13 protein-coding genes are annotated in these 12,104 nt (G+C 73.3%); 5 read left to right on the top strand and 8 right to left on the bottom strand.

Annotated features, from left to right (window positions below):
- Nucleotides 1-16 precede the first annotated feature (16 nt).
- The 6 genes from ACFRMQ_RS29055 to ACFRMQ_RS29030 all read right to left on the bottom strand — a co-directional run bounded on the left by ACFRMQ_RS29055 (nt 17) and on the right by ACFRMQ_RS29030 (nt 5,424).
- Nucleotides 17-460: an SHOCT domain-containing protein gene (locus ACFRMQ_RS29055; RefSeq protein WP_380733633.1), complete on the bottom strand. Its 444-nt coding sequence runs from the start codon at nt 458-460 to the stop codon at nt 17-19.
- Between the two features lie 118 nt (nt 461-578).
- Nucleotides 579-1,163: an NUDIX hydrolase gene (locus ACFRMQ_RS29050; RefSeq protein ID WP_380733632.1), complete on the bottom strand. Its 585-nt coding sequence runs from the start codon at nt 1,161-1,163 to the stop codon at nt 579-581.
- On the bottom strand, nt 1,163-2,320 hold the full coding sequence (locus tag ACFRMQ_RS29045; RefSeq protein WP_380733631.1) for a type III polyketide synthase: 1,158 nt from the start codon (nt 2,318-2,320) through the stop codon (nt 1,163-1,165). The genes ACFRMQ_RS29050 and ACFRMQ_RS29045 overlap by 1 nt, the downstream gene beginning before the upstream one ends.
- A gap of 122 nt (nt 2,321-2,442) precedes the next feature.
- Nucleotides 2,443-3,648: a cytochrome P450 gene (locus ACFRMQ_RS29040; protein ID WP_380733630.1), complete on the bottom strand. Its 1,206-nt coding sequence runs from the start codon at nt 3,646-3,648 to the stop codon at nt 2,443-2,445.
- 190 nt (nt 3,649-3,838) lie between these two features.
- On the bottom strand, nt 3,839-4,549 hold the full coding sequence (locus ACFRMQ_RS29035; protein ID WP_380733629.1) for a response regulator: 711 nt from the start codon (nt 4,547-4,549) through the stop codon (nt 3,839-3,841).
- 11 nt (nt 4,550-4,560) lie between these two features.
- A complete protein-coding gene (locus ACFRMQ_RS29030; RefSeq protein ID WP_380733628.1) occupies nt 4,561-5,424 on the bottom strand; it encodes a sensor histidine kinase in 864 nt (287 codons plus the stop codon).
- 118 nt (nt 5,425-5,542) lie between these two features.
- On the opposite strand from ACFRMQ_RS29030, the gene ACFRMQ_RS29025 reads away from it, so the two are divergent.
- The 3 genes from ACFRMQ_RS29025 (at nt 5,543) to hemC (ending at nt 9,589) form a co-directional block, all read left to right on the top strand.
- Nucleotides 5,543-6,268: an ABC transporter ATP-binding protein gene (locus ACFRMQ_RS29025; protein ID WP_380733627.1), complete on the top strand. Its 726-nt coding sequence runs from the start codon at nt 5,543-5,545 to the stop codon at nt 6,266-6,268.
- The gene (locus tag ACFRMQ_RS29020) at nt 6,265-8,574 is read left to right on the top strand and encodes an FtsX-like permease family protein (protein ID WP_380733626.1); all 2,310 of its coding nucleotides are present in this window, start codon (nt 6,265-6,267) and stop codon (nt 8,572-8,574) included. Before ACFRMQ_RS29025 ends, ACFRMQ_RS29020 begins: the two co-directional genes overlap by 4 nt.
- Nucleotides 8,575-8,653: 79 nt before the next feature.
- Complete coding sequence (gene hemC, locus ACFRMQ_RS29015; protein WP_380733625.1) at nt 8,654-9,589, top strand: hydroxymethylbilane synthase; 936 nt, start codon at nt 8,654-8,656, stop codon at nt 9,587-9,589.
- Nucleotides 9,590-9,607: 18 nt separating this feature from the next.
- Here hemC and ACFRMQ_RS29010 read toward each other — a convergent pair whose 3' ends face one another.
- Nucleotides 9,608-10,210: a GrpB family protein gene (locus ACFRMQ_RS29010; protein WP_380733624.1), complete on the bottom strand. Its 603-nt coding sequence runs from the start codon at nt 10,208-10,210 to the stop codon at nt 9,608-9,610.
- Between the two features lie 137 nt (nt 10,211-10,347).
- On the opposite strand from ACFRMQ_RS29010, the gene ACFRMQ_RS29005 reads away from it, so the two are divergent.
- Entirely contained in the window at nt 10,348-10,881 is a 534-nt protein-coding gene (locus ACFRMQ_RS29005) for a hypothetical protein (RefSeq protein WP_380733623.1), read from the top strand.
- A gap of 1 nt (nt 10,882) precedes the next feature.
- On the opposite strand, the gene ACFRMQ_RS29000 is transcribed toward ACFRMQ_RS29005, so the two are convergent.
- Complete coding sequence (locus ACFRMQ_RS29000) at nt 10,883-11,404, bottom strand: winged helix-turn-helix domain-containing protein (protein ID WP_380733622.1); 522 nt, start codon at nt 11,402-11,404, stop codon at nt 10,883-10,885.
- A 65-nt stretch (nt 11,405-11,469) separates the two neighbouring features.
- Here ACFRMQ_RS29000 and def point away from each other — a divergent pair, with 65 nt between their 5' ends.
- Nucleotides 11,470-12,054, top strand: coding sequence for a peptide deformylase (gene def / locus ACFRMQ_RS28995; protein WP_380733621.1), 585 nt, complete (start codon nt 11,470-11,472; stop codon nt 12,052-12,054).
- Nucleotides 12,055-12,104 lie beyond the last annotated feature (50 nt).

Below are 12,104 nucleotides of genomic sequence, written 5' to 3'. Positions count from 1 at the left end.
CCCTCGGCCTGGCGCGTCAGGTCAGGAGCTTGTCCTTGGCCCTCTGGTACTCCTCATCGGAGATGGCGCCCCGGTCCTTCAGGTCCGCGAGTCTCGCCAGGTCGTCGACGTGGCCGCGGCCGGTGGCGCCGACGGCGGTGGAGCCGCCCTCCGGCGCCGTCCCGGCCGCGTCCCGGATATAGGCCTTGAACGCGGCCTCGGACCGTTGCGCCTGTTCGACGTCCCGTTTGCCCATCGAGCCCCCGCGGGCGATCAGGTAGGCGAGGACGCCGATCAGCGGCAGGATGATCACCAGGACCAGCCAGCCGGCCTTGCCCCAGCCGCTGAGGTCGTGGCTGCGGAAGATGTCCGTGATGATCTTGAACAGCAGGAAGAACCAGAGGATCCAGAGGAACAGCTCCAGCAGCGTCCAGAAGATGTGGAGCGCCGGATAGTCCACGGCCAGCAGTTTGGTGTCCATGGCCGAGTCATATCACCGTAAAACGGACACTGCTTCCCGATGTTCGGCTGTTCCGGTGGTCTTCCGGCCCGACGGGAATAATCACGCCGGACCCCCCGGACGGCGGCCGGATCGGGCCTCAGTCCAGCCCCGCCCGCCGCCGCAGCTCCACCGCCAGCTCGATCAGCTCGCCCCACCAGGCGTCGTGCCCGGCCAGCAGCAGCCGCTGCGCCTCCGTGGGCGGCACCGCGCGGACCTCGACCACCTGCTCGCCGTCCGCCGGGTTGGTCGGCGCGGAGTCCAGCGTGACCTCGCCCCAGCCCCACAGCCAGGCCTTCTCCGGGTGCGGCTGCCACGGCCGGTACGGCTTGGGGTCCTCGGTGCGGCAGCGGTGCGCGCCCAGCCACCCGGGCTCGCCGAGCAGCCGGGCGCCCGCCTCCTCGCTCAGCTCGCGGACCAGGCAGGCGGCGATGCTCTCGTCCCGCTCCCGGGTGCCGCCGGGCAGGAACCAGTGGTCGCGGTCGTCTCGGCAGAGCACCACCCGACCGTCCGCGAAGCCGACCAGGTGGATGTTGGTGACCAGTGCGTCCGGCGGCAGCTCGGTGGAGAACTGCGCGTCGAACCGCCCCCAGCTCCAGTACTGCGGCGCGTGCAACGCGGGGAACAGCGCGGCGAGTTCGGCGGATCTGGCTGAGGTGTCGGTGCGCTCCGTGGTATCGGTCATCAGGAGATCGTAGTGCCGGTCGGGAAACGGCGGGGGGCGCTCGGATGGACGAGGGCGATGTCGGAGGTGGAAATGGCGCGGGGGCGGCGCGGACGCGATCCCTCGGCCGCCGTGCCGACCCAACTTCCCAGTGAGATCTCGGCGGTGATGCCCGGTCCGAAACCCGCGATCAGCCCGGTGGTGCCCTCCGGTACGCCGCCGTCGGCGAACAGCCGCGCCAGCGCGTCGAAGACCACGGCGCTGGCGATGTTGCCGCGCTCGGTGAGCGTCGCCCGGCTGTGGCGGAAGGTGGCCGGCTCCAGGTCGAGGAAGCGGCACAGGTCGTCCAGGATGCGTGGGCCGCCCGCGTGGACGACGTAGAAGCCGAGTCCGGAGACGTCCCAGCCGTGCTCCCCGGCGAGGCCGCGCAGCGCGGGCGCGAGCAGTTCCATCGTGCCGGGCACCCGCTTGTCCAGCTGGAAGTGGAAGCCGGTGTCCTTCACCCCGTACGAGATCCAGTCCTCGGTGTGCGGGACGAGGTGCGAGCCGTTGCGCTCGACCTGCACCCCGTGCCCGCCCTGCCCGCGCATCACCACGGCGGCGACGGCGTCCCCGAACAGGCCGTTGGAGAGCAGCGAGCCGACGTCGAGGTCGGTCGGCTGGTAGCAGAGCGAGCAGAACTCGCAGGCGACGATCAGCACGTTGGCGCCCGGGTAGGCGCGGCAGAAGTCGTGGGCGCGGTTGACGGCGGCGCCGCCGGCCGCGCAGCCGAGCTGGGCGATCGGCACCTGGCGGGTGTCCGAGCGGAAGCCCATGGTGTTGATCAGCCAGGCCGTCATCGACGGCATCATGAAGCCGGTGCAGGACACGTAGACGATCAGGTCGATGTCCCGGGCGGCCAACTCGCCGTACCCGAGGGCCCGTTCGACCACCTCGGGGACGCGCCGCCGGGCCTCGCGCCGGTACACCTCGTTGCGGGCGGTGAACCCCGGGTGGGTGAGGGTCCGCTCGATCGGCTGGACCAGGTGCCGGGTGCGCACCCCGGTGTTCTCGATCAACCGTAGCGCCAGGCCGAGTTGGGGGTGGCCGGCGTGGAGGGTGCGGGCCAGGGCGAGGGTCTGGTCGAGGGTGATGACGTGCTCGGGCACGGCGATCGCCGGGCGGCACAGTGTGGCCATGGGCGGGTCTTCCCTGGGGGCCTGGTGGCAGGCCGGTGGACACGTGGAAGAAGCGGAAAGAAGCGGAAGAAGCGGAAGGAGTCGAAGGAGTCGAAGAGGACGGGACGGGCGGGGGCGGGCGGCTACCAGGCCACCGGCAGGGTGCGCGGGAAGCGCCAGATCGAGCCGGAGTTCCAGTCGAGTTCGGCGGGTTCGACGGCCAGCCGCAGCCGGGGGAAGCGGCGCAGCAGGGTGCCGATGGCGACCTGGAGTTCCATCCGGGCCAGGTGCGAGCCGAGGCAGTGGTGCTGGCCGTACCCGAAGGCCATGTGGGTGGGCGCGCCGCGGTCGAGGTCCAGCTCGTCGGGGCGCTCGTAGAAGGACGGGTCCCGGTTGGCGGTCAGGTAGGAGACGTGCACGGCCTCGCCGGCCCGGATCGGCACCCCGCCCAGCTCGACGTCCTCGGTGGCGACCCGGGCGATGCCGACGCCCTGGCGGAACGGGATGAAGCGCAGCAGCTCCTCCAGCGCCCGGGGCAGCATCTCGGGCCGGGCGCGCAGCTTGGCGAGCTGCTCGGGGTGGGTGAGCAGGGTGTAGGTGAGGTTGCCGAGCTGGTAGGTGCTGGTGTCGTGGCCGGTGACCAGCAGGACCATCGCCATCACGGTCAGCTCGTCCGGGTCGAGCAGTTCGTCGCCGTCGCGGGCGGTGGCGAGGGCGCTGATCAGGTCCTCGCCGGGGTGGGCCCGGCGGGCGGCGGTGAGTTCGGTGAAGTACGCGCGCAGCGCGGTCTTGGCGGCCTCCTGGCCGTCCCGGCTGCCCGGACCCATCCGCATCATCGCGACCGCGTGGCCGCGCAGTTCGGCGCGGTCGGCGGCGGGGACGTCCAGCAGCTCGCAGATGGTGGTGAGCGGGAGGCGCGCGGCGAGGAAGCGCATCAGGTCGGCGGGGGCGCCGTGTTCGGTCATCTCGTCGAAGTAGCCGTCGACCGTCCGCTGGGTGGTCGGGCGCAGCCGTTCGACCTGGCGGTTGGTGAAGCCCTGCGCGACCAGCCGGCGCAGCCGGTTGTGGGCGGGCGGGTCCATCAGGTTGATCGCCTCGGCCTGGGCGATCGGGGCGGGCGTCATCCGGGGCAGGTCGCGGCCGATGCCGGCGGCGCGGCTGAACCGGCGGTCGGTGGTGACCACCTTGACGTCCTCGTAGCGGGTGGCCAGCCAGGCCTCGCCCTCGCCGTGCGGGAGCCGGATCCTGGCGACCGGGGCCTCGGTGAGCAGTCGCTTCAGGAGGGGGTCGAACTCCAGCCCTTCGGTGTGCTGGAAGGGGCAGTCCCACACGGGGGTGCTGGGGGTCACGGGCCGGTCCAATTGTCATCGTCATGCGGGGTGGTGGCGCCCGAAGGGTGTCGGTACTCGTTCGGGCGTGGACATGCAGATGGTGCCCCATGACATGGCAAAAAGGGGAATTTGGCTGAAAGTTACCTCTAAGGAGTGAGATTCAGATGATAGTAGAGCGAATTGGTCTGCTCGGAGGGCGAGTTGACGGTCAGCCGCCCGGGGCGACCAGCCCGGTCTCGTACGCCAGCACCACCGCCTGCGCCCGGTCGCGCAGGTCGAGCTTGGCGAAGATCCGGGCCACATGGGTCTTCACCGTCGACTCGCTGAGCGTCAGTTCGCGCGCCAGCTCGGTGTTGGACAGCCCGCGGCCGAGCAGCGCGAGCACCTCCGCCTCGCGCGGGGTGAGCGGCGCGAGGTCGCGGTGCAGCGGCGGGGCGCCGCCGCCGGGCGCCGGGCGCGGAGCACCGGCCGCGAAGCGCTCCACCAGGCGCCGGGTGATCGAGGGGGCGAGCAGCGCGTCCCCGGTGTCGACCAGCCGGACGGCGGCGGCGAGGTGGGCCGAGGTGACGTCCTTGAGCAGGAAGCCGCTCGCCCCGGCGGACAGCGCGGCGTAGACGTAGTGGTCCAGGTCGAAGGTGGTCAGCATGATCACCCGGCAGCCCGGCGCCTGGGCCAGGATGCGCCGGGCGGCCTCCAGGCCGTCCATGACCGGCATCCGGATGTCCAGCAGCGCGACGTCCGGGCGGTGCAGCACGGCGGCCGCCACCGCCTCGGCGCCGTCGGCGGCCTCGGCGACCACGTCGATGCCGCGCGCGGTCAGGATCATCCGGAAGCCGGTGCGCACCAGCTCCTGGTCGTCGGCGATCACCACCCGCGGGCGGCGCTCCTGGTCCTGGGGCACTCGGGGCTCCTGGGTCATGTCGTCCTCCGTCACGGCCGGTCCAGCGGGATGCGGGCGCGGACCCGGTAGCCGCCGCCGAGCCGGCGCCGGGCGTCCAGGTCCCCGCCGTAGACCGCGACCCGCTCGCGCAGGCCGATCAGCCCGCGCCCGGCGCCGTCGGGCCGCGACCCGGCGGCCGCCTGGGCCCCGGAGAGCACGCTCGGGCCGCTGTTGAGCACCTCCACCCGCAGGTAGTGGTCCGCGTAGCGCACCGTCACCTCCGCCGTCACCCCGTCCCCGTGCTTGAGCGCGTTGGTCAGCGCCTCCTGGACGATCCGGTACGCCGTCACGTCGATGCCGCCCGGCAGCGGCCGAGGCTCGCCGGAGATCCGCACCTCGACCGGCAGCCCGGCGAAGGCGAACCGGTCGATCAGCGGGCTCAGCCGGCTCAGGCTGGGCTGCGGCGCGAAGCCGTCCGACGGCGGGAAGCCGCCCGCCTCCTCGCCGCCGTCCGCCGCCGGGGCGAGCAGGCCCAGCAGGTGCCGCAGTTCCGTCATGGTGTCCCGCCCGGCCGCCTCGACCGCGGCCATCGCCGCCGCCGCCTCCTGCGGCATGGTGGTCAGCACCTCGCGCGCGGCCCCGGCCTGCACCACCATCAGGCTCACGTTGTGGCTCACGATGTCGTGCAACTCGGCGGCGATCCGGGCCCGTTCGGCGTCCACGGCCGTCCGGGCGGCGCTCTCCCGCTCCCGTTCCAGCAGCCAGCCGCGCTCGCCGATGGCCGCCCGGTGCAGCCGCCGTGCCCGGACGAGCGCCACGGCCAGCCTGCCGGCCCCCGCGCTCGCCGCGCCGGCCACCGCGACGGCCCCCCAGTCCCACCACGTTCCCCACACGGCGTCAGCCTCCCAGGTCACGGCATGATCCACATCATCCGGGGGTGCCGCCCCCGTACATCCCCGGTACTACGGCCGCCCGCGGTTACACCCGGGGTGGGACGTTTCGGCCAAGGCCCCGCCCCTACCGTCGTCCACCATGAGCAATGATCACGACGGGACCTCCCGGCCGGACGGCGCCCAGGTCGTCGTCGAGCTGTCCGAGGTCCACAAGGAGTTCGGCGACGCCAAGGCGCTCGACGGCGTCGACCTGCGGATCCGCGCGGGCGAGGCGGTCGCCGTGATGGGCCCCTCGGGGTGCGGCAAGTCCACCCTGCTGAACATGGTGGCCGGACTGGACCGCCCCACCGGCGGCACCGTCCGGGTGCAGGGCCAGGACCTCGGGCAGCTGAACGAGACCGGGCTCGCCCTGTTCCGCCGCCGCCACGTCGGCATGATCTTCCAGTTCTTCAACCTGATCGACGACCTTCCGGCCCTCGACAACGTCGCCCTGGCCGCCCAGCTGACCGGCACCAGCGCCCGCCAGGCCCGCCGCCGGGCGCTGGAACTGCTCGACGAACTCGGCGTCGCCCACCGCAAGGACGTCTACCCGGCCACGCTCAGCGGCGGCGAGCGCCAGCGGGTCGCGGTGGCCCGCGCCCTGATGAACCGCCCGGCCCTGCTGCTCGCCGACGAACCGACCGGCGCCCTGGACAGCCGCTCCGGCGAGCAGGTGATGGACCTCCTGATCGACCTCAACCAGATCGGCCAGACCCTGCTGATCGTCACCCACGACCCCGCCCTGGCCACCCGCTGCGCCAGCCGGCTGGTCGAGGTCGCGGACGGCCGGGTGGCCGCCGACCGGATGCTGGAGCCGCGGTCATGACCGGAGCCGTGTGGCGCGCCTCCCGGGCGGCCGTGAAGCGCCGCCGGGTGCAGACCATCGTGATCGGCCTGGTCGTCTTCTGCTCCACCACGACCGTGCTGCTCGCCCTCGCGGTGATCGGCGCCGCCCGGGCCCCCTTCGACGACGCCTTCGCCCAGCAGCGCGGCGCCCACGTCGTCGCGACCTTCGACCCGGCCGGGGCCCCGGCGGAGCAACTGGCCGCCACCGCCCACCGGCCCGGCGTCGAGGCCGCCGCCGGGCCGTTCGACCAGGCCGTGGTGGAGATCCCCACCGACTGGGTCGGCAGCCCGCCCGGCGCGCTCACCCTGGTCGGCCGCTCCGACCCGGCCGGCCCGGTGGACCGGGTGCAACTGCTGGGCGGCCGCTGGGCGAGCAAGCCCGGCGAGGTGGTCATCAACGAGCCGTTCGGCGGCTACTCGGAGAAGAATCTGGACTACCCGCTGCCCCTCAGCGGCGGGCAGACGCTCACCATCGTCGGCTACGCCACCAGCATGAGCCAGAGCGCGGGCGGCTGGGTCACCCCCGAACAGGCCGCCGCCCTGCACCCCGTCGCCCGGCAGATGCTCTACCGGTTCTCCGACGCCTCCGACGGGCAGCGGCTCACCGCCGCCCTGGCCGGCGCCACCGAGGGCCTGCCGAAGGACGCGCTCACCAACGTCCAGTCCTACCTGGTGCTCAAGGACGCCTTCTCCGCCGGCGCCGACGCCTACCTGCCGCTGATGACCGTCTTCGGCGTGCTCGGCCTGGTCGTCGCCGCGCTGATCGTCGGCAACGTGGTGAGCGGCGCGGTCGTCTCCGGCTACCGGCACATCGGTGTGCTGAAGGCGATCGGCTTCACCCCGCGCCAGGTGGTCACCGTCTACCTGACCATGGTCTCGGTGCCCGCCGTCGCCGGCACCGTCCTCGGCACGGCGGCCGGCTGGGTGGCGGCCCACCCGATCCTCAAGTCGGCGTTCTCCGGGATCACCACCGGCACCGCCGTGATCGAACCGGCCGGCTGGCTGCCCGCCGCCACCCTGGCCGGCGTCCCGCTGCTGGTGGTCCTCGCCGCCCTCCTCCCGGCCTCGCGCGCCCACCGGCTCTCCGCCGCCCAGGCCATCTCGGCCGGCAGCGCGCCGCGCACCGGGCGCGGACTGAAGGTCCAGCGGTGGCTGAGCGGCACCCGCCTGCCGCGCGCCGTCAGCCTCGGCCTCGGTCAGCCCTTCGCCCGCCCTGGCCGCACCGCGCTCACCATGTCGGCGATCGTGCTCGGCGTGCTCACCGTGACCGTGACGTCGGGACTGGCCACCACCCTGACCAGGCTGGTGGGCCACGACGACGGCCACACCCACGTCCGGGTGCAGACCGCCCACTTCGCGGGCGACAAGACCGAGCCCCGGCTCACCCCCGCCCAGACCGAGACGATGCTGCGGACCACCCCCGGCGCCGACCGGTTCCACGTCCGCGGCCTGGTCAAGGTCGGCCTGGTCGGCTACACCCAGCCCGTCTTCGCCGACTTCTACGGCGGCGACGACCTCGCGGAGGAGATGCGGCGCGACGTGGTCAGGGGCCGCGTGGCGACCGGGCCGGACGAGATCGAGGCCGGGCCCTCCTTCCTCCGCGAGCACGGACTCGAACTCGGCGACAAGCTCACCGTCGACCTCGACGGGCGGCGGCTGACCGTCACCGTCGTCGGCGAGCTGGTCCAGGGCAACGCCCGCGCCTTCACCTCCAACGACCTCACCCGGGCCGCCCTCACCGACGACCCGCACGCGGTCGAGTACGACATCAGGCTCGCCCAGGGCGCCGACGCCGAGGCCTACCAGCGGGCCGTGACGGCCGCCGACCCGAGCCTCTCGGCCCGGGTGTTCGCACCCGACCCGGCCGGCCCGATCGTCGCGGTCGTCAGCTTCGCCACGATCTTCACCGTCCTGCTGTCGGTGGTCGCCGCGCTCGGCGTCTTCAACACCCTGCTGCTCACCATCCGCGAGCGCCGCCGGGACCTCGGCATGCTCAAGTCGATCGGCATGACACCCCGCCAGGTGGTGGCGATGACGGTCACCTCGGTGGCCTGGCAGGGCGTGGTCAGCGCGGCCGTCGGCGTCCCGGCCGGCATCCTGGCGCACCGGCTGCTCATCGAGAACGTCGGGAGCATCCTCTTCCCGGAGTGGACGATGGACGTCTGGAGCGCCCCGCTGCTCACCGGCGTCGGCGCCGCGGGGGTCGTGATCGCCGTCCTCGGGGCCCTCCTCCCGGCCCGCTCGGCGGCCCGGCTGCCGATCGCCGAGGTGCTGCACAACGAGTGACCGGGGCGTGGGGGCGCCACGTCACGGAGCGACCTGACGTGGCGTCACCATCGGCTGTTCGAGGCCCTATCATCGCGCCATGGCCACCGCTGAGCTGATCCGCATCGTCTCCCGCTCCTCACCCATGGCGCTCGCCCAGGTGGAACGGGTCCGAGCCGAACTCGCCGCCCTGCACCCCGGGCTGCGCACCGAGGTCGTCCCCGTCACCACCTCGGGTGACCGCTGGACGGGTGATCTCGCCCAGCTCGGCGGCAAGGGCGCCTTCACCAAGGAGGTCGACGCGGCACTCCTCGCCGGGGAGGCCGACGTCGCCGTGCACTGCCTCAAGGACGTGCCCGCCGACCGCCCGCTCCCGGCGGGAACCGTCTTCGCCGCCTACCTGCGCCGCGACGACATCCGCGACGCCCTCGTCCACCCCGGCGGCCTGCCGCTGGCCGAACTCCCGGCCGGCACCCGGATCGGCACCTCCTCCGTCCGACGGGTCGCCCAACTCGCCGCCGCCCACCCGCACCTGGAGTGCGTGCCGATCCGCGGCAACGCCAACAGCAGGCTCGCCAAGCTGGCCGCCGGGGACGCGGACGCGCTGCTGCTCGCCGTCTCCGGCCTGGAGCGGATCGGCGAGCGGGCGCGGATCACCGAGGTGCTCGGCATCGAGGCGATGTGCCCGCCGATCGGCGCCGGCATCCTCGTCCTCCAGTGCCGCGAGGGCGACACCGCGACCATCGAGGCTGTCACCGGCCTCGGCCACCACGACACCTGGCGCGAGGCCGCGGCCGAGCGGATGTTCCTGCACGCCCTCCAGGGCCACTGCAACAGCCCGATCGCCGGGTACGCCCAGGCCGAGCGGGACGGCCGGCTCTCGCTGCGCGGCCGGGTCTTCACCCCGGACGGCAAGCGGGTGCTGGACGCCCACGAGTGGGCCGGCGCGCTGTCCCCGGAGGACCTCGGGACCTCGGTGGCCCTGGCGCTCAAGCGGCAGGGGGCGCAGGAGCTGATCTCCTCGATCCCGCACTGAGCCCCTGGTCCCCTTCTTCTACGCCTCTTCGGCGGCGGCCCGTTCGATGATGCCCCCGATCACCTCGGACTTGGCGTCGGCGTAGTTCTGGAGGTACTCCCAGGACCGCTCGGCCAGCGCCCGCTTGGTGGCGGCGTACAGCTCGCGGTCGCCGTCGTGGCGGCGCAGCCGGTCGCGGAAGCTCAGCATCCGGTCGTTCTCGGGGCACCCGGCGGACAGCACGTGGAGGTTGACGTAGTCGGCGCCGGGGCCGATGCCGTGGCGGCGCAGGACGCGGTGCTCGTACCACTCGGGTTCGCGGACGGCGAGCCGGTAGCCCAGGGCTTCGAGGGCGGGCGCGTAGGACGGCTCGTCCCCGGAGTCCGGGACGATCAGCAGCACGTCGATGACCGGCTTGGCGGGGAGGCCGGGCACGGAGGTGGAGCCGACGTGCTCGATCCGGTGGTCGAGGCGGGCCAGGCGCTCCTCGATCAGGGCGGCCTCCCGTGCGAAGGCCGCGGGCCAGCGCGGGTCGTACTCGTGCAGGGTGACCTGGCCGTCGAGCCTGGTGGGTGCGCCCAGGTTGGCGGCCTCGATCTCCTCGGTGGACATGGGGACGCGGGGGATCTCGTGCTCGGACATGGCCGGCTCCTCTGTTCTTCCGGTCGGTTCTTCCGGTGCTTCTGACGGGTTCATGCGGTAACCGGGCGGTGACGTTCGGATGATTCTGCCCGCCCGGAGCGAGAACCGGGCGGGCGCCCGGGGCGTCCGTATGGGGCGTGATCAGTTCGGTGCTCGGCGGAATGCCGATGTTCTGGCCCGGGCTGCTGCTCTCGCTGGTGCCCGCGGCTCTGCTGAACCGGCCGGTGGGGCGGCTGCTGCGGGCCCACTGGGTGGTGGGCTTCCTGCTGCTGCTCGGGCTCGGCGGGGTGGTCGTCTCGACGCTGCTGCCCGAGGCCTTCGAGCTCTCCGAGGGCGCCGTCCGGCACTGCACCGTGCTGGGCGGCCGGTGGCGTTCGCCGGGTGAGCTGCTGCACGTCCGGGACATCGAACTCAAGCTGGCCACCTATGTCCCGGTCGGCTTCGCGGCGGCGCTGGCGGGCAACCGGCGGCGGGTGGCGGTGGCGCTGCTGGGCGCGGCGGCGCTGCCGTTCACGGTGTCGGCGGTGCAGTACGCGGTGCCCGCGATCGGCCGGGCCTGTGACGTGCAGGACGTGTGGGACGGGGTGCAGGGGGTCGTCCTGGGAGCGGCGGTGGGGCTGGTCGCGGGGCCGGTCGCCCGGGCGGTGCGGGCGCGTTCGAGGGCTGTCTGACCTACCGGTCGAGCAGCGGGAAGAGCCGGGCGACGGCGGCGACCGGGCGGGCTCCGGCGGGCCGGGCGGCCGGGTCGCTCTCGCGGTCCCGGTAGCGGGCCAGGAGCCGGCGGACCTCGCCGCCGACGGCGGCCAGTTCGGCGGGCGTCAGGTAGACGACGGCGCTGAAGGCCTCGTCCTGCTGCCACTCGGCCGGGGCCTCGGCGCGCCGGGCGAGCCAGCGCTGATGGCTCTCGTCCTCCAGGCCGCGCGCCATCTCGTCGAACTCGCCTGCGGTGGACGGCTGTTGGTTCGATGCGGGCAGGCGCCAGGGACGGGCCCGCCCGTCGGTGGCCGGGGCCTCCTCGATCAGCCCGTACCGGGCCAGCTGCCGCAGGTGGAACGAGCAGAGGCCGGAGCTGAGGCCGAGCCGGGCGGCGGCCTCGGTGGAGGTGACGGTGCCGTGCTCGGCCAGCAGCTCCAGCAGCGCGGTGCGGACGGCGTGCTCGGGGAGCGGGCCGGTTCTGACGAGGTCTTCGGTCACTTTGCAAAGTCTGCTACTTTGCAAAGTCCGATCGCAAGTACCGTCTCTCGAAGGAGCGCCCTCCCGTGTCCGAGCTGCGCGAACGGCCGACCGTCCTGCGGATCACCGAGGTGGGGGAGGAGATCCTGGGTCGGGCCTGCCGCACGGCCACCGAGGAGGACTTCGGCAGCGAGCGCCTGGAGCGGTTGATCGAGGACATGTTCGCCACCATGGAGGTGGCCGAGGGCTGCGGCCTGGCGGCGAACCAGGTGGACGTGGACCTGCGCCTGTTCGTCTACGACTGCGTGGACGACGACGGCGTCCGGCACACCGGGCACGTACTCAACCCGGTGATCGACGAACAGGAACCCGGCCGGGCGCTGATCGAGGAGACCGAGGGCTGCCTCTCCGTCCCCGGCGCCAACACCCGGCTCGCCCGCCCGGCCCACGCCGTGGTGCGCGGAGTTGATAGGAACGGCGAGCCGGTCGTCATCGAGGGCGCCGGCTACTTCGCCCGCTGCCTCCAGCACGAGACGGACCACTTGAACGGCGGCCTCTACATCGACCGGCTGTCCGCCCGCGACCGTAAGCGGATGATGAAGCAGACCGCCGACCGCCGGGAGAAGGTCTTCGCCGAGCGCGCCGGGCGGGCGGCCAAGAGGGCGGAGTAGGGATCGTCGTCCTCCGCACGACGGCGACAACGGGCCCGCGCCCACAGGGG

The sequence above is a fragment of the Kitasatospora sp. NPDC056783 genome (genome assembly GCF_042789895.1).
Classification (GTDB): domain Bacteria; phylum Actinomycetota; class Actinomycetes; order Streptomycetales; family Streptomycetaceae; genus Kitasatospora.
Note: the sequence above shows the minus strand (reverse complement) of the source record. Positions and strands in the feature narration are given on the sequence as shown.

Bases quoted from the DNA above. Each gene is read 5' to 3' on its own strand.
- ACFRMQ_RS29055 (WP_380733633.1), bottom strand. From the start codon at position 460: ATGGACACCAAACTGCTGGCCGTGGACTATCCGGCGCTCCACATCTTC.
- ACFRMQ_RS29050 (WP_380733632.1), bottom strand. From the start codon at position 1,163: ATGACCGATACCACGGAGCGCACCGACACCTCAGCCAGATCCGCCGAA.
- ACFRMQ_RS29035 (WP_380733629.1), bottom strand. From the start codon at position 4,549: ATGACCCAGGAGCCCCGAGTGCCCCAGGACCAGGAGCGCCGCCCGCGG.
- hemC (WP_380733625.1), top strand. From the start codon at position 8,654: ATGGCCACCGCTGAGCTGATCCGCATCGTCTCCCGCTCCTCACCCATG.
- ACFRMQ_RS29045 (WP_380733631.1), bottom strand. From the start codon at position 2,320: ATGGCCACACTGTGCCGCCCGGCGATCGCCGTGCCCGAGCACGTCATC.
- ACFRMQ_RS29020 (WP_380733626.1), top strand. From the start codon at position 6,265: ATGACCGGAGCCGTGTGGCGCGCCTCCCGGGCGGCCGTGAAGCGCCGC.
- ACFRMQ_RS29010 (WP_380733624.1), bottom strand. From the start codon at position 10,210: ATGTCCGAGCACGAGATCCCCCGCGTCCCCATGTCCACCGAGGAGATC.
- ACFRMQ_RS29025 (WP_380733627.1), top strand. From the start codon at position 5,543: ATGAGCAATGATCACGACGGGACCTCCCGGCCGGACGGCGCCCAGGTC.